This is a genomic window from Pseudomonas sp. SM4, assembly GCF_051913165.1.
Taxonomy (GTDB): Bacteria; Pseudomonadota; Gammaproteobacteria; order Pseudomonadales; family Pseudomonadaceae; genus Aquipseudomonas.
In genome coordinates this window covers 32,646-50,958 of record NZ_JBODOE010000008.1, presented here as the reverse complement: position 1 = coordinate 50,958, position 18,313 = coordinate 32,646, and the positions used below count along the sequence as shown (strand labels likewise).

Below are 18,313 nucleotides of genomic sequence, written 5' to 3'. Positions count from 1 at the left end.
GTATTTAAAAATGCCGTTCGCGCCCGGCAAACAGGTCGCGTAGATTGCCGCGGTGGCGCCAGACGATCAGCAGTGTCAGCGCGCTCATCGGCAACAGCGCCTCCGGTTCCTGCCAAGCCAGCAACGGCAGGGTCAGCGGCGTGGCGATCAGCGCCGCCAGTGAGCTGGTGCGGGTCAGGTAGAACGTCAGCAGCCAGGCGCACACGGCCAGCAGCGCGGCGGGCGGATACAGGCCCAGCAGCATGCCGGCAGCGGTGGCGACGCCTTTGCCGCCACGAAAGCGAAAATACAACGGGAACAGGTGACCGATCACGGCGCACACGCCAATCCAGGCCTGATCCTGCAGCGAAAGGCCAGCCGCCGCTGCGATCAGCACCGGCACCAGGCCTTTGCACAGGTCACCCAGCAGGGTCAGGATCGCCAGTTTGCGACCTACCAGGCGCAGCATGTTGGTGGCGCCGGCATTACCCGAGCCACTCATTCGCGGATCCGGATTTCCGGTCAGGCGGCTGAGCAAAATGGCGAAGGACAGCGAGCCGAGCAGGTAGGCGAAAGTCGCCAGTAACCAAAACATGCTAACTATTCCGGGCGAGGACGCCCTGATTCTAACGGCGCATTGCGCCCTTGTCGTGCAACGGAGAAAAGTGCTTGGACAGAGTGTTTATCGAGGGCCTGGAAGTCGACACCGTGATCGGTGCCTACGACTGGGAGCGCGGCATCCGACAGTGCCTGCGTCTTGATCTGAGCTTCGCCTGGGACAATCGCCCGGCCGCGGCCGGTGACGACCTGACCCTGGCGCTCGACTATGCCAGCGTTTCCACACGGATTCAGGCCTTTGCCGAGCAGGCACAGTTTCAACTGGTCGAGACGTTCGCCGAGCGTCTGGTCGAAGTGCTGATGAATGAGTTCAACATCACTTGGGTACGCCTGAAACTGACCAAGCCTGGCGCGGTGCCAGCGGCCAAGGGCGGTGTGGGTGTGGAGATCGAGCGCGGATGTCGCTGACTCAGGTCTATCTCGGGCTCGGTAGCAATATCGAGCGTGAAACCCACTTGCGCGCCGGTCTTGATGCTTTGGCGACGTTTCTGGTGGATATCCGCTGTTCGGCGGTGTTCGAGAGCCAGCCAGTGGGGATCAAGAGCGGGCCGTTCTTCAACTTTGTGGTGTCGGCGTATACCGACCTGCCGTTGATGGAACTGGATCGACGCTTGAAATTCATCGAGGCGGATAACGGTCGTTACGCGCCGGATCGCAAGGGCTTGCCGCTGGATATCGACGTGCTGTTGTACGGCGATCTGGCGGGTAATTTCGATGGCTTGATCCTGCCGCGCGCTGAAATACTGAAAAACGCCTTTGTGCTGTGGCCGTTGTCGCTGATTGCGCCGGATCGTGTGCATCCGGGTGTGGGAAAAAGCTTCGCGACGTTGTGGGCCGAGGCGCAGATTGATCAGGTACTGGCGCCGGTCCGGTTTGAGTGGCGCGGCAAGCAGCTCACGCCTGAGGACCTTTAAAAGCAAAAGATCGCAGCCTGCGGCAGCTCCTACATGGAAATCTAAATCTCTCTGTAGGAGCTGCCGAAGGCTCGGGCCGCGATCGGACGATCTTTTGATCTTGCTTCAAGCGTTGTCTTTGTAAGCCTTCAAGGCCTTGAGCCGCTCACGCTTCAGCGCCTCACCCAGCTCCGGCCCCTTGAATCCCTTCTCCAGCAACGGCTGCACCGCGACTTCACGCGCTGCCTTTGCCGCACCGCGCAAATAATCCGCCTGTGGGTAGCTTCTTTGCTCCAGCCCTTTGCGGCCCCGCGCATCCATCTCGCACGCTACGATAAACTCTTCAAACCGTTGCGGCCGGCGATACACGTCAAAACTCTGCAACAACTCCAGTAGCGTCGAAGCCTTCAGCTCCAGCGCCCGGTGTCCGTGGGTGTGGTACTTGCCAACGAGCAAGGCCAATTCCTGGCAATCCTTCGGCGCCTTGAAGCGTTCGTTTACGGCTTTTATCAGCTCCAATCCGGTGTGCTCGTGGGCGATATGCCGTGGCCACTCTTCCTTCGGCGTCAGGCCTTTGCCGAGGTCATGCAGCAGGCAGGCCCAGCGCACCGTCAGCGGTTGTTTATGCAGCGCCGATTGCTCCAGCACGCTGAGTGTGTGGACGCCAGTGTCGATTTCCGGGTGATGTGCTTCCGGTTGCGGCACGCCAAACAGTGCGTCGACTTCCGGCATCAACACCTTGAGCGCGCCACAGTCGCGGAGCACTTGGATGAATACCTGTGGCTGATCTTCCATCAGCGCGCGGGAGATTTCTTTCCAGCTGCGCTCAGCGGTCAGCGCCTCCAGTTCACCGGATTCACTGAGTTGACGCATCAGTTCGAGCGTCTCCGGTGCAACGCTGAAACCAAGCTCGGCATAGCGGGCGGCGAAGCGGGCAACGCGCAGCACTCGGAGCGGATCTTCGGCGAACGCCGGAGAAACGTGGCGCAGGATTCGATCTTCAAGATCGCGCTGACCGTGGTACGGATCGGTGATGTTCTGTTGGTCGTCCTCGGCCATGGCGTTGATGGTCAGGTCGCGACGGATCAGATCTTCTTCAAGCGTGACTTCGGGACTGGCGTGAAACGTAAAGCCGCCATAACCACGGCCGCTTTTGCGCTCGGTGCGGGCGAGGGCGTATTCCTCGCCGCTTTTTGGGTGAAGAAACACCGGGAAATCCGCGCCGACCGGGCGATAGCCCTTGGCGAGCATTTCTTCCGTGCTGGCTCCGACCACGACCCAATCGATGTCAGTAACCGGTTTGCCCAGCAGGCGATCACGAACCGCACCGCCAACCTTGAAAATCTGCATAAAAAACCTCCGTTAGCCCGACAGGATAACCCTTGCGCCGGATTTACGGAGGTTAGAACCGTTTCAAAGATGAATGACGGCCAAGTCGAGCCGACCGTAATCCCCTTCGCTGTGCTCGTTGCGCGGCGGTACATGATGGGTTTTCATGATCTGGTCACCCTGCAGCGTCTCAAGATGAATATCGAAGCCCCACAAACGGTGCAGGTGTTTGAGTACCTCTTCAGTGGAATCGCCGAGCGGTTTGCGGTCGTGCTGCTGATGGCGCAGGGTGAGTGAGCGGTCACCGCGTCGATCAATGCTGTAAATCTGCACGTTCGGTTCGCGATTGCCGAGGTTGTACTGCGCAGCCAGGGTTTCGCGGATGATCCGGTAACCGGTTTCGTCATGGATCGCCGGCACCAGCAAGTCATCCTTCTGATCGTCATCGAGAATACTGAACAGCTTCAGATCGCGGATCACCTTGGGAGACAGGTATTGCAGGATGAAGCTCTCATCCTTGAAGCTGCTCATGGCGAACTTGATGGTCGACAGCCAGTCGGTCCCGGCGATTTCCGGGAACCAGTGACGGTCTTCCTCGGTAGGTTCTTCACACATGCGCCGAATGTCACGGTACATGGCGAACCCCAGTGCGTACGGGTTGATGCCGCTGTAGTAGGGGCTGTCGAATCCCGGCTGGAACACTACGCTGGTATGCGAGGTGAGGAACTCCATCATGAAGCCGTCGGTGACCAACCCTTCGTCATACAGGTCGTTCATCAGCGTGTAGTGCCAGAACGTCGCCCATCCCTCGTTCATGACCTGGGTCTGACGCTGTGGATAAAAGTACTGGGCGATCTTGCGCACGATGCGCACGATTTCGCGCTGCCAAGGCTCAAGCAACGGCGCATGTTTCTCGATGAAGTAGAGGATGTTTTCCTGCGGCTCGGCCGGGAAACGTGCGTTGTCCTTGTCGCTGTATTTGTCCGCGCCTTTGGGGATGGTGCGCCACAGATCGTTGATCTGCTTCTGCAGGTGTTCCTCGCGATCCTTCTGTCGCCGGCGTTCTTCTTCGGCGGAAATCGGGTAGGGGCGTTTATAACGGTCAACGCCGTAGTTCATCAGCGCGTGGCAGGAGTCGAGCAGATCTTCCACCGCGTCGATGCCATGGCGCTCCTCGCACTGCATGATGTACTGCTTGGCGAACACCAGATAATCGATGATCGAACTGGCGTCGGTCCAGGTGCGGAACAGGTAATTGCCCTTGAAGAAGCTGTTGTGGCCATAGCAGGCGTGGGCCACCACCAAGGCCTGCATGCAGATGGTGTTTTCTTCCATCAGATAGGCGATGCACGGATCCGAGTTGATCACGATCTCGTACGCCAGGCCCATCTGCCCGCGACTGTAGGATTTTTCTGTGCTGAGGAAGTGTTTGCCGTAGGACCAATGGTGGTAACCCAGCGGCATGCCCACCGAGGCATAGGCGTCCATCATCTGCTCGGCGGTGATCACTTCGATCTGGTTGGGATAGGTGTCCAGCGCATAGCCGGCCGCGATACGGGCGATTTCGCGGTCGTAGGTCTGGATCAGCTCGAACGTCCATTCGGAGCCGGTGGAAATGGGTTGGCGCTTCTGCTCTTTGGCGGTCATGTCACTAACCTGCGCTGGAAGAGTTCACGGAAGACCGGATAGATATCCCCGGCCGAGACCAGTTGCTGCTGGGCAAAAGTGTCAGAAAAGGCGTCGGCGATGCGTTCGTACTCGTACCACAAGGCCTGATGTTCGCGCGGGGTGATCTCCACGTAAGTGTAGTACTGCACAAACGGCATGATCTGGTTGATCAGAATGTCACGGCAGATCGGCGAGTCGTCGTTCCAGTTGTCACCGTCGGAAGCCTGGGCTGCATAGATGTTCCATTCGTTGCTCGGATAACGCTCGGCCATGATTTCCTGCATCAGCTTCAATGCACTGGAAACGATGGTGCCGCCGGTTTCCCTTGAATAGAAAAACTCCTCTTCATCGACTTCCCGCGCACTGGTGTGGTGGCGGATGAACACCACGTCGATCTTGTCGTAGTTCCGCTTGAGGAACAGGTACAGCAGGATGAAAAAGCGTTTGGCGATGTCCTTGGTCGCCTGGGTCATCGAGCCGGAAACGTCCATCAGGCAGAACATTACGGCTTTCGAACTGGGATTCGGTTGCTTGATCAGCAGGTTGTATTTCAGGTCGAAGGTGTCGAGGAACGGCACGCGATGAATGCGCGCGCTGAGTTTCTCGATTTCCGCTTCAAGTTCCTGAATATCGCCGAAGTTGTCCGGCTCTTCGCGTTTCAGTCGCTCAAGTTCTTCTTTCGCCTCACGCAGTTTTGCCCGGCTGCTGCCAGATAAAGCGATGCGCCGCGCGTGCGCCGAACGCAGGGTGCGGATGATATTGATGCGTGACGGGTTACCTTCGTTGCTGATCCCGGCACGTACGGTTTTGAAGGTGTCGGTGCCGCTGAGGTTGCGTTTGACCAGGTTCGGAAGCTCCAGGTCCTCGAACATGAATTCGAGAAACTCTTCCTGAGTGATCTGGAAGACGAACTCGTCCATGCCCTCGCCGGAATTGCCGGCCTTGCCCGGACCACGTCCGCCGCCACCGCCCGGTGGCCGGGCGATGTGCTCGCCGGCAGTGAACTCCTTGTTGCCAGGATGAACCACGGTCTGCTTGCCGCCGCGGCCATGGTGAAGCACCGGTTCGTCGATGTCGCGACCGGGAATACTGATCTGTTCGCCGTGTTCCATATCGGTAATGGAGCGCCGGCTGACCGCCTCTTCGACAGCCTTTTTGATGTGATCACGGTAACGCCGCAGGAAGCGCTGGCGGTTCACCGTGCTCTTGTTCTTGCCATTCAGACGTCGGTCGATCACATAACTCATAGGAAGCCCTCCGGGCAGCTTCAAGTTGTGAGCTTCAAGCTGCAAGTAAAAGCAGGTTCCCGGGCATCTCTGGGTTACGCGCTTTGTTCTTGCAGCTTGTAGCTAGAAGCTTGCAGCTGCTTCACTGCGACTTCCGTACCCGCAGGTACCATTCGGAAAGAAGCCGTACCTGTTTGTCGGTGTAGCCGCGCTCGACCATTCGAGTGACGAAGTCGTTGTGCTTTTGCTGATCCTCCTTGCTGGCCTTGGCGTTGAAGCTGATGACCGGCAGCAGATCCTCGGTGTTCGAGAACATTTTCTTCTCGATGACCACGCGCAGTTTTTCGTAGCTGAGCCAGGTCGGGTTCTTGCCGTTGTTGTTGGCCCGGGCGCGCAACACGAAGTTGACGATCTCGTTGCGGAAATCCTTCGGATTGCTGATGCCGGCCGGTTTCTCGATTTTCTCCAGTTCTTCGTTCAGGGCGACGCGGTTTAGGATCTCGCCGGTTTCCGGATCGCGATATTCCTGATCCTGAATCCAGAAGTCCGCATACAGCACGTAGCGGTCGAAGATGTTCTGGCCATACTCGCTGTAAGACTCGAGGTAGGCGGTCTGGATCTCCTTACCGATGAATTCGATATAACGCGGTGCCAGGTACTCTTTCAGGTAGCGCAGGTAGCGCTCGCGGGTTTCGGCCTGGAATTGTTCCTGTTCGATCTGCTGTTCCAGCACATAGAGCAGGTGCACCGGGTTGGCAGCGATTTCATGCGGGTCGAAGTTGAACACCTTGGAGAGAATCTTGAACGCGAAGCGAGTCGACAGACCATTCATGCCCTCGTCGACGCCTGCCGAGTCGCGGTATTCCTGAATCGACTTGGCTTTCGGATCGGTGTCTTTGAGGTTTTCGCCGTCGTAGACGCGCATCTTCGAATAGATGTTGGAGTTTTCCGGCTCCTTGAGGCGTGACAGCACGGTGAACTGCGCGAGCATTTTCAGGGTGTCGGGTGCGCAATGCGCCTTGGCCAGCGAACTGTTGAACAGCAGTTTGTCGTAGATCTTCACTTCGTCGCTGACGCGCAGGCAATACGGCACTTTGACGATGTAGATCCGGTCGATGAACGCTTCGTTGTTCTTGTTGTTGCGGAAGGTGTGCCACTCCGATTCGTTGGAGTGGGCGAGCAGGATCCCGGTAAACGGAATCGCGCCGAGGCCTTCGGTACTGTTGTAGTTGCCTTCTTGAGTCGCAGTCAGCAGTGGGTGCAGCACCTTGATCGGTGCCTTGAACATTTCGACGAATTCCATCAGGCCCTGGTTGGCCCGGCACAGCGCACCGGAGTAGCTGTAGGCGTCGGCGTCGTTCTGTGGGTATTCCTCGAGTTTGCGGATGTCGACTTTACCGACCAGTGCGGAAATGTCCTGATTGTTCTCGTCCCCCGGTTCGGTCTTGGCCACGGCGATCTGATTGAGGATCGACGGGTACAGTTTGACCACGCGGAACTGGCTGATGTCGCCGCCGAATTCGGCCAGGCGTTTGGTCGCCCAGGGCGACATGATGGTGTTCAGGTAGCGCCGTGGGATACCGAAGTCTTCTTCGAGGATCGCGCCATCTTCGGTGGCGTTGAACAGACCCAAAGGTGATTCGAATACCGGCGAGCCCTTGATCGCGTAGAAGGGCACTTTCTCGATCAGCTGTTTCAGCTTCTCGGCCAGCGACGATTTACCGCCGCCGACAGGGCCGAGCAGATAAAGGATTTGTTTCTTCTCTTCCAGGCCTTGGGCGGCGTGGCGGAAATACGAAACGATCTGGTCGATGCATTCTTCCATCCCGTGGAAGTCTTCAAAGGCCGGATAGCGACGAATCACCTTGTTGGAGAAGATGCGTGACAGCCTCGAGTTGGTCGAGGTGTCGAGCAGTTCCGGCTCACCGATGGCCAGCAATAGACGCTCGGCGGCGGAAACGTAAGCGCTACGGTCTTTCTTGCACAGCTCCAGGTACTCTTGCAGCGAGAGTTCTTCCTGGCGTGTGGACTCGAAGCGTTGTTGGAAGTGGCTAAAGATACTCATGACGTCACCTCGCTCGATACGTGGAGCCGACGCCGGATCACTCAGTCGATGCTGGCAAACAACCGTTTTGGCGGCTGTTTGTTTACCCCCCAGAACACTTCCACGATCGACAATCGCGAAAGTCACTCCCGATGACCCGTGCGCCGGTGTACCGGCTCTCCCCTGTTTTGGATGGCCTGGGCTTAAGGATAGTTGGGAATTCAGGAGGTAAAGGCGAGATACGTAATTAGTTGTGGCAAGACCGTTCGTCTGCCCGCGCAGGCCCACGGCAGCCGGGGCCTGCGCGTGACAAAAAAATTATTCGGCGATGCCTTGCGCGGTTTCCGCAGGATAAGTCGTACGCCACAACTCGAAGCCGCCGTCCATGCTGTAGACGTCGGAAAAGCCTTGGCTGATCAGGTACGCCGCAGCGCCCTGGCTGGAATTGCCGTGATAGCAGACGACCACGGTCGGTGCATCGAGGTCAGCGCCTTGAATGAAGGCGTGCAGGGAATGATTGTCCAGATGCTTCGAGCCGCTGATGTGCAGGGCAGCGAAAGTCGCCGGGTCGCGAACGTCGACGACGACAGCACCTTGCTCACGCAGGGCCTGGGCCTGCTCCGGGGGGATTCGTTTGAATTCGCTCATGGCGGGTTCCTGTTGCTCGGCTGAATGCGCAGTCTAACGCGGTGCGTTGACTGGCGACGTTTCGGGGATAAGTGGTGCGACCGTGGGGGCGAGGCCGCCATGTTCATCGCATTTGCACGACAGGCGTTCGCCGCTGTCGACGTTCATCAGGGTCAGGCTGCCGCCCCAGACACAACCGGTATCCAGTGCCGAGATGCCTGGCTCGTGGATATTGCCTTCAAGGGCCGCCCAGTGGCCGAAGATGATCCTCAGGCCCTTGGTCTTGCGCTCCTTGTGCTGAAACCACGGTTTGTAACCTGCTGGCGCGCTGTCGAGACCTTCCTTGCTCTTGAGGTCGAGTTTGCCTTCGGCGGTGCAGAAACGCATGCGCGTGAAATAGTTGGTGATCACGCGCAGGCGCGTCACACCTTTGAGGTCGTTGTCCCATTTCGCCGGCTCGTTGCCGTACATGCCGTCAAGAAAGGCTGGAAGCAGGTTGTCATCACGCAGCGCGGTTTCGACTTCGTCAGCGCACTTCAAGGCACGACGCAGCGACCATTGCGGCGGAATGCCGGCGTGGACCATGGCGACATCACGCTGTTCGTCGTAGTGCATCAGCTTCTGCTGGCGTACCCATTCAAGCAGTTCGGCGCAGTCTGGCGCTTCAAGAATCTCGCGCAGGGTGTCGGACTTCTTCAGTCGCTCGATGTTTTTCGCCGCAGCCAGCAGATGCAGATCATGGTTGCCCAGCACGCAGACCAGCGATTCACGCATGCCGTAGAGAAAGCGCAGGGTTTCCAGCGACTGCGGCCCACGGTTGACCAGATCACCCACCAGCCACAGCCGGTCAAGCATCGGATCGAATGCGACTTGCTTGAGCAGGCACTTGAGCGGCTCGAGGCAGCCTTGCAGGTCGCCAACGGCATACGTCGCCATCAGTGCAGGGCTCCGGGCACCGCCAGGCGGAAAGGTTTGATGATGGCGTCGAAATGTTTGCCGTCAGTGGCGACCATTTCATAGGTGCCCTGCATGGTGCCGACCTTGGTGGTCATTACCGTGCCGCTGCTGTAGGTGTGGCTCTGGCCGGCATCGATCAACGGTTGCTGACCCACTACGCCTGCACCACGCACTTCTTCGACATGGCCATCACCATCGGTGATCACCCAGTGCCGCGACATCAGACGTGCAGGTTGCTCGCCATTGTTCTGCACGGTGATGGTGTAGGCGAAGGCGAAGCGGTCGTGCTCGGGTTGCGATTGGTCTGCCAGATAGTGGGTGACGACGCTGACATCGACCTGGTAACGGGAATCGGACATGCAAGAGGCCTTAAACGAAGCGGAACGCGGGGCGTAGCTGATGGGGAATCAGTCTAGGCAAGTATCGGGCAGTAAACCAGAGTGGCGTCCTGCCCGATAGCGTTCATCGTTTGTCAGTCGGCGGCGGGGGAGGCCGGGACCTGGATCGCGAGCTGGTCAGCCAGGCGTACGAACGCGGCCAGGTCCAGTTGCTCCGGACGCAGGCTGCCATCGACGCCGGCGGCTTCGATCTCGGCATTGCTGAGCAATTGCTTGAGGGTGTTGCGCAGGGTCTTGCGACGCTGGTTGAACGCTTCGCGCACAACCCGCTCGAGCAACTTGTGATCCTTGGCCGGGTGCGGCAGCACAGCATGTGGCACCAGTCGAACGATCGCCGAGTCGACTTTCGGCGGTGGGTTGAACGCGCCCGGGCCGACGTTGAACAGGTGCTCTACGCGGCAGTGGTACTGAACCATGATCGACAGCCGACCCCAGTCACCACCGCCCGGGCCTGCGGCCAGACGCTCGACCACTTCTTTCTGCAGCATGAAGTGCATGTCGCGAATGATGCCGGCGTTGTTCAGCAGGTGAAAAATCAGCGGCGTCGAGATGTTGTACGGCAGGTTACCGACCACGCGCAGGCTGTTCGGCGCGGCGTTGAGCGTGTTGAAGTCGAACTTCAGCGCATCGCCCTGGTGCAGGTTGAAGTTGCTCTTGCCGGCAAACTGCTGGTTGAGGATCGGGATCAGATCCTTGTCCAGTTCCACTACGTCGAGTTGCCCGCCGGAGTTGAGCAGGCCGGCGGTCAATGCGCCTTGGCCCGGGCCAATTTCCAGCAGACGATCGTCAGGCTTGGCGCTGATGGAGCGCAGGATGCGGTCGATAACGCCGGCATCGTGCAGGAAGTTCTGGCCAAAGCGTTTGCGCGCCTTGTGTTGGTATTGCTCGGTCATAAACGGGTCTCGGCCATCTGGTAGGCGGTTTCCAGGGCGACTTGCAGGCTGCCGGTGTCGATCTTGCCGCTGCCGGCCAGATCCAGGGCAGTGCCGTGGTCGACCGATGTGCGGATGATCGGCAGGCCCAGGGTCACGTTGACCGCAGCGCCAAAGCCTTTGTACTTAAGCACAGGCAAGCCCTGGTCGTGGTACATCGCCAGCACTGCATCGCAGTGCTCCAGATATTTGGGGGTAAACAGAGTGTCGGCAGGCAGCGGGCCACGAAGGTCCATGCCCTCGCCGCGCAGGCGCTCTAATGTCGGTTCAATGATGTCGATTTCTTCATGGCCCAGGTGTCCGCCTTCGCCAGCGTGCGGGTTGAGTCCGCAGACCAGAATGCGTGGCTGGGCGATGCCGAATTTGTTTTGCAGATCGCTGTGCAGAATTCGCGTGACCCGTTCCAGCCGTTCCGGCGTGATCGCATCGGCAATCTCGCGCAGGGGCAGGTGAGTGGTGACCAGTGCCACGCGCAAACCGCGTGTCGCCAGCATCATCACTACCTGTGCGGTATGGGTCAGGTCTGCGAGAAATTCCGTGTGCCCGGAGAACGCGATGCCCGATTCGTTGATCACGCCTTTGTGCACAGGCGCCGTGATCATCCCGGCGAAATCGCCGTTGAGGCAGCCGTTACCGGCACGGGTCAGGGTTTCGAGGACGAACGCGGCGTTGGCCTTGTCCAGTTGCCCGGCAACCACGGGGGCGCTGAGCGGTGTATCCCAGACATACAGGCTATTGGCGGGTGCCGGAGCGTCCGGCCAGTGATTCGGGCCGACATCCAGCAAGTTGATGGCCAGCCCCAGCTGCGCGGCCCGCTCGATGAGCAGGTCGCGGCTGGTGATGGCAATCAGGGGATGTGGCTGGGCTTGCGAGGCGAGCAGCAGGCACAGGTCGGGACCGATGCCGGCTGGTTCGCCGGGTGTCAGCGCGAAACGCTTGGGTTTCACTGCGCTGCCTGGTCTGCACCAGGGAGTTTGATCTCTACGTACGCTTCGTCACGGATCTGACGCAGCCAGGTTTGCAGCTCTTCGTCGTATTTGCGGTTACGCAGTACGGTCATTGCTTGCTGCTCGCGGGCCTGTTCAGTGCTGTCAGTGGCGCGACGGCCAAGGACTTCCAGAACGTGCCAGCCGTATTGGGTCTGGAATGGCTTGGACAGCTGACCCTGCGGGGTATTGGCCATCACTTCGCGGAACTCCGGAACCAGTGCGTTCGGGTCGATCCAGTTCAGGTCGCCGCCATTGAGCGCAGAACCCGGGTCTTCGGAGTAGCTTTTCGCCAGGGTGGCGAAATCTTCACCGGCGACGATGCGTTCATACAGCGATTGCACCAGGGCCTTGGTCTTGGCTTCGTCGCGAATCGGGCTTGGCTTGACCAGGATGTGGCGCACATGCACCTCATCACGGGTCTGGGTCTCGCCGCCACGCTTGGCCAACAGCTTGAGAATGATGAAACCACCCGGTGTGCGCGCTGGCTGAGTCACGTCGCCGACAGCCATGCTGCTCAGCTCGCGATCGAAGGGAGGTGGCAGTTGCGCGGCTTTACGCCAGCCCATGTCGCCGCCTTCGAGTGCGTTGTCGCTGCCGGATTTGGCAACGGCCATCTGGCCGAAGTCAGCACCCTGCTTGAGCTGCTGGTAAACCTCCATCGCCTGGCGTGCGGCGCTCTGAATCGCTTCAGAGCTGGCGCTTTCCGGGGTAGGAATCAGGATGTTGGCCAGGTGCAGTTCTTCGGACAGTTGCATTTTGCCCAGGTCGGAGGCGAGGAAGTTTTTCACTTCCTGCTCGGACACCTGGATGCGCTCTGCCACACGGCGCTGACGTACACGGCTGATGACCATTTCGCGACGGATCTGGTCACGGGCGTCGTCGTAAGACAGACCGTCATGAGCCAGAGCGGCGCGGAATTGATCCACAGTCATGTTGTTGCGCTGGGCAATGGTGCCGACAGCCTGGTTCAGTTCTTCATCGGTGATGCGGATGCCGGAGCGTTCGCCGATCTGCAGTTGCAGGTTTTCGACGATCAGGCGCTCAAGCACCTGTTGATCCAGCACGCCTGGAGGCGGCAAACCGCCGCCACGCTTGGCGATGGTCTGCTGAACTTCGTGGACACGCTGGTCCAGTTGGCTTTGCATGACCACGTCGTTGTCGACGATCGCTACCACTTTATCGATGGACTGTACTGCGGCGTTGGCCGCAGTACCCAGGAACAGCGCGCCCAGCATCAGCGGGCGCAGACAATCAGAAAGCTTGGTCTTCACGTTCACGATAACCTTGAATGCCTTTGTCGAGGAAGCTCTCTACCTTGGCGCCGGTGAGGCCGCCGAGTCCCTTCAGAACAATTTGGAGGAAGACGCCATGGTCGCCTTTTTCGTTTTCCGGGGCGTTCTGACTGAATTCGTCATAGCTGACCCAGTAACGGTTGATCAGGCGCAGTTTCCAGCAGCAGTTGTCGTATTCGAAACCACCGAAGGCTTCCAGCGTACGGTTGCGGTTGTAGTCGTACTGCCAGCGGCTGATCGCGCTCCACTGTGGAACGATCGGCCAGATGACCGAGAAGTCATGCTGCTGGATCTTGTAGTAGTCCTTGACGTAGTTCTTGTCGCCCGGGCTGCCGTAATCACCACCACCCACCGACCATTTACCGGTGTTCTGGTCGTAACGGACCTGGTCGTTGCGATAGCGATAACCGAAGTTGACCACCTTGTTCGGGTTGTCTTCAGGCTGGTAGTGGAACATTGCGCTGCCGGACCGTGGGCTACGGCTGTCCGGATCCCAGTTGTAGTCGGCAGTGGTACGCCAATCGCGATTCCAGCGGTATTCGTACTCCAGTGCGTATGGGGAGACGTTGGCACTGGCGTCGTCTCGGGTCTTGGCATCGATGCCTGGCAGTTGAACTTCACGATCCTTGAAGTACAAGGCCTGGCCGACGCTGATGCGTTGACGTTCGAAGCCGTCGTCTTCGATCCAGCGGCTGGTTACACCCAGCGACAGTTTGTTTTCGTCGCCGACACGGTCGGAGCCGGAGAAACGGTTGTCGCGGAACAGCGAGGCGTAGTTGAAGGTGTATTCGCTGGTGTCGAACACTGGAATGTCTTCCTGATCAACCTCGGGTACATAGAGGTAGAACAGGCGCGGCTCCAGGGTCTGGCGATAGTTCTTGCCAAAGTACGACGTGTTTCGGTCGAAGTACAGACCGCTGTCGATGCTGGCGATCGGTACGCCACGGTTCTGGTTGCTGTCGAACTTGCCGTTGAGCTTCTGCTGCTCGGCAGTCATCGCATCAATCTGCGATTTGCCTTTGCCGTCCAGATCCAGTTGGTACTGGGTGTACTGATACTTGAGCGATGGCTTCAGGAAGCCATAGGTCCAGTTCATCGGCAGGCTGACACCCGGCTTCAGGTTCAGACGATCGCCGTTGGCGCGAGCGAGGCCGGTAATGTTGTTGTCGAGGCGACTCTCGACTGTTCCGTCTTCGTTGGTGAAGTTGCCGTTTTCCAGATCACGATCGAAACGAACCAGCTCGGTCTCGTAATCGAAATTCAAGCCTTCCGGGTGATACGGCAGCCGACCGTTGAAGGTGATCTGTGGCAGACGGCCATACGGGGTGATGTTCGAAACGGTAGCCAACTGGTACTGCTGGGCATTCAGGCGCGCGGTATAGCTGTCGCCACGATAGGTCACCGAACCCTGCTGGTTGACGAAGTCTTCGCTTTTCACACCGATCTGATCAGTGGTCAGATCCTGGAAGTAGTACGGATCGCTGATCTTGGTGTAGTCAACCTGGGTCATCACGCGGGAGTCGAGACCACCCTTGTGCTGCCAGTTGTACATGTAGCGATTTTTTTCGTAGTCGGTCTGTTTGCTGCGATCGGTATCTTCGTCGTTCAGATACGCCGCGCCGAACTGACCTTCACTCGACTTGGTCAGGTAACGGAACTCGCCTTCGACCAGCATGCCGCGCTTGCTCATGTAACGCGGGTACAGCGTGGCGTCGTAGTTAGGCGCCAGGTTGAAGTAGTACGGCGTGACCAGCATGAAGCCGGTGTCGCTGCCGGTGCCGATGGTCGGCGGCAGGAAGCCCGACTGGCGACGGTCGTCGATCGGGAAGTAGATGTACGGCGTATACAGGATCGGAATGTCTTTTACGCGCAGCGTCACGTTGGTCGCGGTACCGAAGCCGGTGGCCGGGTTCAAGGTGATGTTGTTGCCCTTGAGCTGCCAGGCGTTGCTGTTCGGTTCGCACGTGGTGTACGTGCCGTCCTTCAAGCGGATGATCGCGTTTTCGGCACGCTTGGCGTACAGCGCATTACCGCGGATGCGTGATTTGTGCATCACGTATTCGGCGTTGTCGACCTTGGCTTCACCGGTGTCGAGCTGAACGTCGGCGTGGTCGCCGACGATCAGTGCGCCGTTGTCACGGATGCGCACGTCGCCATTGAGTTCGGCGCGGCTCTCGGCCTGATACAGGCTCGCCTCGTCGGATTCAACCTGCATGCTGCCCTGACGCAGGACGACATCACCGGCCAGCGTACCGACTTGATCATCGGTGTTATAGCGCGAGGCTTTTGCGCCGATAAAGGTCGGAGCATCGCTTTTGTTCGTCTTGTCATTCATGCCAGGACGAATCGGTTCGATATAGGCACCAGAGCAGTACGGACCGGTCTCGGCCAGTTGAGCGGCGGTGAGCTTCTCGCGCGGAACCCAGTCGAGGTGACTGAAGTCTTCGCTACGGGATTTCAGGCCGCGGCCTTTGGCTTCGGTGACCAGTGCCGTTTTAGGGGCTGTGTCGGCAGTCGAACCGTTCTCGCTCGCCGCTTCGCCGGTGGCACTGACGGCACTGCCGTCATGCACTGGACGTGGCGGCAACGCAGCAGCGGTTGATTTGGGCGCACAGGCCCAACCACCCGAAGCCGAGACGGAGCAGTCATACTGCTCGGCGGCAACAACGAATTGACTGGCCAGAGGTTGCATAGCCAGCAGACTGCCGGTTACCAACAACGGAAATTTTTTACGAAACGCGGGGGATTTCAATGCCATCTTATTAGTCCGGGCTTCCTGCGTGCCATCTGCCCGCGGTGTGGGCCGCACGCCTCTCGATGGTCTGAAAAAGATGCTGGATAATAAAGCATGACCCGCTTGACGGCTAGCGCCGTCGGAGACCCTTGCAATGCCTGACCAAGATGTACGCTTGCAACACCTGAAAGTTTGGCTCGATGAGCAGTTGGCAATCCTGTTTGCAGATCAGGGCTGGGGCGCTGTGCCCCCGGCCACGTTGACCGCGGCCAGTAGCGACGCGAGTTTCCGCCGCTACTTCCGGTGGGAAGGCGCTGGTCGCAGCTTCGTCGTGATGGATGCGCCGCCGCCCCAGGAAAACTGCAAACCGTTCGTGGATATCGCGTTTTTGCTGGCGAAATCCGGAATTAATGTGCCGAAAATTTATGCCGAAGACCTCGAGCGCGGCTTTCTTTTGCTCAATGACCTGGGCAACAAGACCTATCTCGACGTGATCGATGGCGAAAATGCCGATGCGTTATTCGACGATGCCATGAAAGCATTGCTGGCTTTTCAGCAGTTGCCGATGGTTGCGCCGCTGCCGAGTTACGACGTCGCATTGCTGCGCCGTGAGCTGGAACTGTTCCCTGAGTGGTACGTGAAGCGTGAACTGGGCGTCGAATTCAATTCGACTCAGCAACAACAGTGGCAGCAGATCAGCGACCTGTTGATCGACAGCGCCCTGGCCCAGCCCAAAGTGCTGGTGCACCGCGACTTCATGCCGCGCAACCTGATGCTCAGCGAGCCGAACCCCGGCGTGCTGGATTTCCAGGATGCGGTCTACGGCCCGGTGACCTACGACGTCACCTGCCTGTTCAAGGACGCCTTCCTCAGCTGGTCGGAAGAGCGTGTGCGTGGCTGGCTGGAAAAGTATTGGCAGCAAGCTTCGGCGCTGAACATTCCGGTACACCCGGACTTTGAGGACTTCCTGCGTGCCAGCGACCTGATGGGCGTGCAGCGCCACATGAAAGTCATCGGCATTTTCGCGCGCATCTGCCATCGCGACGGCAAGCCGCGCTATCTGGCCGACGTGCCGCGCTTCTTCTCTTATATAGAAGCAGTGATCGCGCGTCGTCCTGAGCTGGCGGAGCTGCAAGCGTTGTTCACCAGCCTGCGGGGTGGAGCAACAGCATGAAGGCAATGATTCTGGCGGCTGGCAAAGGCGAGCGCATGCGCCCGCTGACCCTGACCACCCCGAAACCGCTGGTGCGTGCTGGCGGCGTGCCCCTGATCGAATATCACCTGCGCGCCCTCGCGGCCGCAGGGTTTGACGAGATCGTGATCAACCACGCCTGGCTCGGCCAGCAGATCGAGGATTATCTGGGCGACGGTTCGCAGTTTGGCGTGAGCATTCAGTACTCGCCGGAAGGCGAGCCGCTGGAAACCGGCGGCGGGATTTTCCGTGCGCTGCCATTGCTTGGCGACGACGCATTCCTGGTGGTCAACGGGGATATCTGGACCGATTACGACTTCAGCGTGCTGCACCAGCCGATCAACGGCCTGGCGCATCTGGTGCTGGCGGACAACCCGGGGCATCACCTGACTGGCGACTTTTCCCTGGTCGACGGTCAGGTGATTGATGGCCAGGCAGATGCTGCGACCCTGACCTACAGCGGCATCGCCGTGCTTCATCCGCAATTGTTCGACGGCTGCAGCGACGGTGCTTTCAAACTGGCACCGCTGCTACGCCAAGCCATGGCGCAAGGCGAGGTCAGCGGCGAACGCTTGAAAGGTCACTGGGTCGATGTCGGCACCCACGAGCGTCTGGCCGAAGCCGAAACCTTGATAGAAGCGAGTCGCTGAGATGTTGTGGCCAGGGACTCTGATTGGAGCCGGTGCGGGTTTTGCGATTGCCAGCATTCCGGGGGCCATGCTTGGTGCTTTGTTGGGACAGGCGCTGGATCGGCGTTTGCACTTGCAGAGCTGGGGGCATTTGCGCGAGAAGCTCGGCGGTCGGCCGATGCTGCGCAATGACGAATTGTTGTTTGTGTTGCTTGGGCGTCTGGCCAAGAGCGATGGCCGTGTTACCGACGGGCATATCCACCAGGCGCGCAACGAAATGCGCGCGCTGGAGATGAGTGAGCCGGCGACGCGTCGGGCGATTGCCGCGTTCAACCGTGGCAAGTCTGGTAGCGATAATCTGCGTGGTTATCTGAAACGCCTGAGTACGCAGCCGCACGCGTCTGAAGGGGTTTTGCGTGCTTGCTGGCGGATGGTCTGGGCCGATGGCCGCGCGGGCGTCAATGAGCGTGAGTTGTTGGCGCAATGGGGCAAGTGGCTGGGCTGGACGACGCATCAGGTGCAGGCGTTGGCCAGTGATTACGAGCCCGGCAAGCGACCGATTGTCAGCGCGGCGGTGAGTTATCAGGAAGCGATGCGTTTGCTCGGTGTTTCAGCCAATAGCGAACCGGCGCAGATCAAACGCGCATACCGGCGGCTGCTGAGTCGGCATCATCCGGACAAGATTGCCGGCACGGGCGCGACGCCGTCGCAGGTGCGGGAAGCGACCGAGAAGACGCGGGAGCTGCACAGTGCCTACACGCTGATCCGCGAGCGACGCGATTTTCGCTGACCGTTGAAGATCAAAA

17 protein-coding genes are annotated in these 18,313 nt (G+C 59.1%); 5 read left to right on the top strand and 12 right to left on the bottom strand.

What is annotated here, in order from left to right:
- Positions 1 to 4: 4 nt before the first annotated feature.
- On the bottom strand, positions 5 to 574 hold the full coding sequence (gene plsY / locus ACQ4MY_RS16345; RefSeq protein WP_158832502.1) for a glycerol-3-phosphate 1-O-acyltransferase PlsY: 570 nt from the start codon (positions 572 to 574) through the stop codon (positions 5 to 7).
- A gap of 74 nt (positions 575 to 648) precedes the next feature.
- Between plsY and folB the strand changes: the two genes are divergently transcribed.
- Together folB and folK are read left to right on the top strand one after the other, a co-directional pair.
- Complete coding sequence (gene folB / locus ACQ4MY_RS16340) at positions 649 to 1,005, top strand: dihydroneopterin aldolase (protein WP_008085185.1); 357 nt, start codon at positions 649 to 651, stop codon at positions 1,003 to 1,005.
- Complete coding sequence (gene folK / locus ACQ4MY_RS16335) at positions 996 to 1,511, top strand: 2-amino-4-hydroxy-6-hydroxymethyldihydropteridine diphosphokinase (RefSeq protein WP_158832506.1); 516 nt, start codon at positions 996 to 998, stop codon at positions 1,509 to 1,511. Before folB ends, folK begins: the two co-directional genes overlap by 10 nt.
- A 105-nt stretch (positions 1,512 to 1,616) precedes the next feature.
- On the opposite strand, the gene ACQ4MY_RS16330 is transcribed toward folK, so the two are convergent.
- From ACQ4MY_RS16330 to ACQ4MY_RS16280, 11 genes are all read right to left on the bottom strand, one after another.
- Positions 1,617 to 2,840: a multifunctional CCA addition/repair protein gene (locus ACQ4MY_RS16330; protein ID WP_440095823.1), complete on the bottom strand. Its 1,224-nt coding sequence runs from the start codon at positions 2,838 to 2,840 to the stop codon at positions 1,617 to 1,619.
- A gap of 63 nt (positions 2,841 to 2,903) precedes the next feature.
- Positions 2,904 to 4,466, bottom strand: coding sequence for a SpoVR family protein (locus ACQ4MY_RS16325; RefSeq protein WP_440095822.1), 1,563 nt, complete (start codon positions 4,464 to 4,466; stop codon positions 2,904 to 2,906).
- Positions 4,463 to 5,734: a YeaH/YhbH family protein gene (locus tag ACQ4MY_RS16320; RefSeq protein WP_008085192.1), complete on the bottom strand. Its 1,272-nt coding sequence runs from the start codon at positions 5,732 to 5,734 to the stop codon at positions 4,463 to 4,465. Before ACQ4MY_RS16320 ends, ACQ4MY_RS16325 begins: the two co-directional genes overlap by 4 nt.
- 121 nt (positions 5,735 to 5,855) lie before the next feature.
- Positions 5,856 to 7,778: a PrkA family serine protein kinase gene (locus tag ACQ4MY_RS16315; protein ID WP_007910115.1), complete on the bottom strand. Its 1,923-nt coding sequence runs from the start codon at positions 7,776 to 7,778 to the stop codon at positions 5,856 to 5,858.
- A gap of 297 nt (positions 7,779 to 8,075) precedes the next feature.
- Complete coding sequence (gene glpE, locus ACQ4MY_RS16310; protein WP_008085194.1) at positions 8,076 to 8,405, bottom strand: thiosulfate sulfurtransferase GlpE; 330 nt, start codon at positions 8,403 to 8,405, stop codon at positions 8,076 to 8,078.
- Positions 8,406 to 8,438: 33 nt separating this feature from the next.
- Positions 8,439 to 9,320, bottom strand: a complete 882-nt coding sequence (locus ACQ4MY_RS16305) for a symmetrical bis(5'-nucleosyl)-tetraphosphatase (protein WP_008085196.1) — start codon at positions 9,318 to 9,320, stop codon at positions 8,439 to 8,441.
- Positions 9,320 to 9,700 (bottom strand): Co2+/Mg2+ efflux protein ApaG, encoded by a 381-nt coding sequence (gene apaG / locus ACQ4MY_RS16300; protein WP_008085199.1) that lies wholly within the window; start codon positions 9,698 to 9,700, stop codon positions 9,320 to 9,322. Before apaG ends, ACQ4MY_RS16305 begins: the two co-directional genes overlap by 1 nt.
- A 113-nt stretch (positions 9,701 to 9,813) precedes the next feature.
- The gene (rsmA, locus tag ACQ4MY_RS16295; RefSeq protein ID WP_008085201.1) at positions 9,814 to 10,632 is read right to left on the bottom strand and encodes a 16S rRNA (adenine(1518)-N(6)/adenine(1519)-N(6))-dimethyltransferase RsmA; all 819 of its coding nucleotides are present in this window, start codon (positions 10,630 to 10,632) and stop codon (positions 9,814 to 9,816) included.
- Positions 10,629 to 11,618: a 4-hydroxythreonine-4-phosphate dehydrogenase PdxA gene (gene pdxA, locus ACQ4MY_RS16290; RefSeq protein ID WP_008085203.1), complete on the bottom strand. Its 990-nt coding sequence runs from the start codon at positions 11,616 to 11,618 to the stop codon at positions 10,629 to 10,631. Before pdxA ends, rsmA begins: the two co-directional genes overlap by 4 nt.
- Entirely contained in the window at positions 11,615 to 12,931 is a 1,317-nt protein-coding gene (surA, locus tag ACQ4MY_RS16285; protein ID WP_440095821.1) for a peptidylprolyl isomerase SurA, read from the bottom strand. Before surA ends, pdxA begins: the two co-directional genes overlap by 4 nt.
- The gene (locus ACQ4MY_RS16280) at positions 12,912 to 15,710 is read right to left on the bottom strand and encodes an LPS-assembly protein LptD (protein ID WP_440095819.1); all 2,799 of its coding nucleotides are present in this window, start codon (positions 15,708 to 15,710) and stop codon (positions 12,912 to 12,914) included. Before ACQ4MY_RS16280 ends, surA begins: the two co-directional genes overlap by 20 nt.
- A 130-nt stretch (positions 15,711 to 15,840) precedes the next feature.
- On the opposite strand from ACQ4MY_RS16280, the gene ACQ4MY_RS16275 reads away from it, so the two are divergent.
- Genes ACQ4MY_RS16275 through ACQ4MY_RS16265 form a run of 3 tightly spaced genes read left to right on the top strand, consistent with a single transcriptional unit; the run spans position 15,841 to position 18,297 of the window.
- On the top strand, positions 15,841 to 16,860 hold the full coding sequence (locus ACQ4MY_RS16275) for an aminoglycoside phosphotransferase family protein (protein WP_440095817.1): 1,020 nt from the start codon (positions 15,841 to 15,843) through the stop codon (positions 16,858 to 16,860).
- Positions 16,857 to 17,528, top strand: coding sequence for an N-acetylmuramate alpha-1-phosphate uridylyltransferase MurU (murU, locus tag ACQ4MY_RS16270; RefSeq protein WP_440095816.1), 672 nt, complete (start codon positions 16,857 to 16,859; stop codon positions 17,526 to 17,528). The genes ACQ4MY_RS16275 and murU overlap by 4 nt, the downstream gene beginning before the upstream one ends.
- 1 nt (position 17,529) lies before the next feature.
- Positions 17,530 to 18,297: a DnaJ domain-containing protein gene (locus tag ACQ4MY_RS16265; RefSeq protein WP_440095815.1), complete on the top strand. Its 768-nt coding sequence runs from the start codon at positions 17,530 to 17,532 to the stop codon at positions 18,295 to 18,297.
- The last annotated feature ends 16 nt before the right edge of the window (positions 18,298 to 18,313 follow it).

Excerpts from the sequence above, each read along its gene's own strand:
- folK (WP_158832506.1), top strand. The coding sequence starts at position 996 with ATGTCGCTGACTCAGGTCTATCTCGGGCTCGGTAGCAATATCGAGCGT.
- apaG (WP_008085199.1), bottom strand. The coding sequence starts at position 9,700 with ATGTCCGATTCCCGTTACCAGGTCGATGTCAGCGTCGTCACCCACTAT.
- ACQ4MY_RS16305 (WP_008085196.1), bottom strand. The coding sequence starts at position 9,320 with ATGGCGACGTATGCCGTTGGCGACCTGCAAGGCTGCCTCGAGCCGCTC.
- murU (WP_440095816.1), top strand. The coding sequence starts at position 16,857 with ATGAAGGCAATGATTCTGGCGGCTGGCAAAGGCGAGCGCATGCGCCCG.
- ACQ4MY_RS16275 (WP_440095817.1), top strand. The coding sequence starts at position 15,841 with ATGCCTGACCAAGATGTACGCTTGCAACACCTGAAAGTTTGGCTCGAT.
- ACQ4MY_RS16320 (WP_008085192.1), bottom strand. The coding sequence starts at position 5,734 with ATGAGTTATGTGATCGACCGACGTCTGAATGGCAAGAACAAGAGCACG.
- ACQ4MY_RS16280 (WP_440095819.1), bottom strand. The coding sequence starts at position 15,710 with ATGGCATTGAAATCCCCCGCGTTTCGTAAAAAATTTCCGTTGTTGGTA.
- plsY (WP_158832502.1), bottom strand. The coding sequence starts at position 574 with ATGTTTTGGTTACTGGCGACTTTCGCCTACCTGCTCGGCTCGCTGTCC.
- ACQ4MY_RS16265 (WP_440095815.1), top strand. The coding sequence starts at position 17,530 with ATGTTGTGGCCAGGGACTCTGATTGGAGCCGGTGCGGGTTTTGCGATT.
- rsmA (WP_008085201.1), bottom strand. The coding sequence starts at position 10,632 with ATGACCGAGCAATACCAACACAAGGCGCGCAAACGCTTTGGCCAGAAC.
- glpE (WP_008085194.1), bottom strand. The coding sequence starts at position 8,405 with ATGAGCGAATTCAAACGAATCCCCCCGGAGCAGGCCCAGGCCCTGCGT.
- ACQ4MY_RS16325 (WP_440095822.1), bottom strand. The coding sequence starts at position 4,466 with ATGACCGCCAAAGAGCAGAAGCGCCAACCCATTTCCACCGGCTCCGAA.
- ACQ4MY_RS16330 (WP_440095823.1), bottom strand. The coding sequence starts at position 2,840 with ATGCAGATTTTCAAGGTTGGCGGTGCGGTTCGTGATCGCCTGCTGGGC.
- ACQ4MY_RS16315 (WP_007910115.1), bottom strand. The coding sequence starts at position 7,778 with ATGAGTATCTTTAGCCACTTCCAACAACGCTTCGAGTCCACACGCCAG.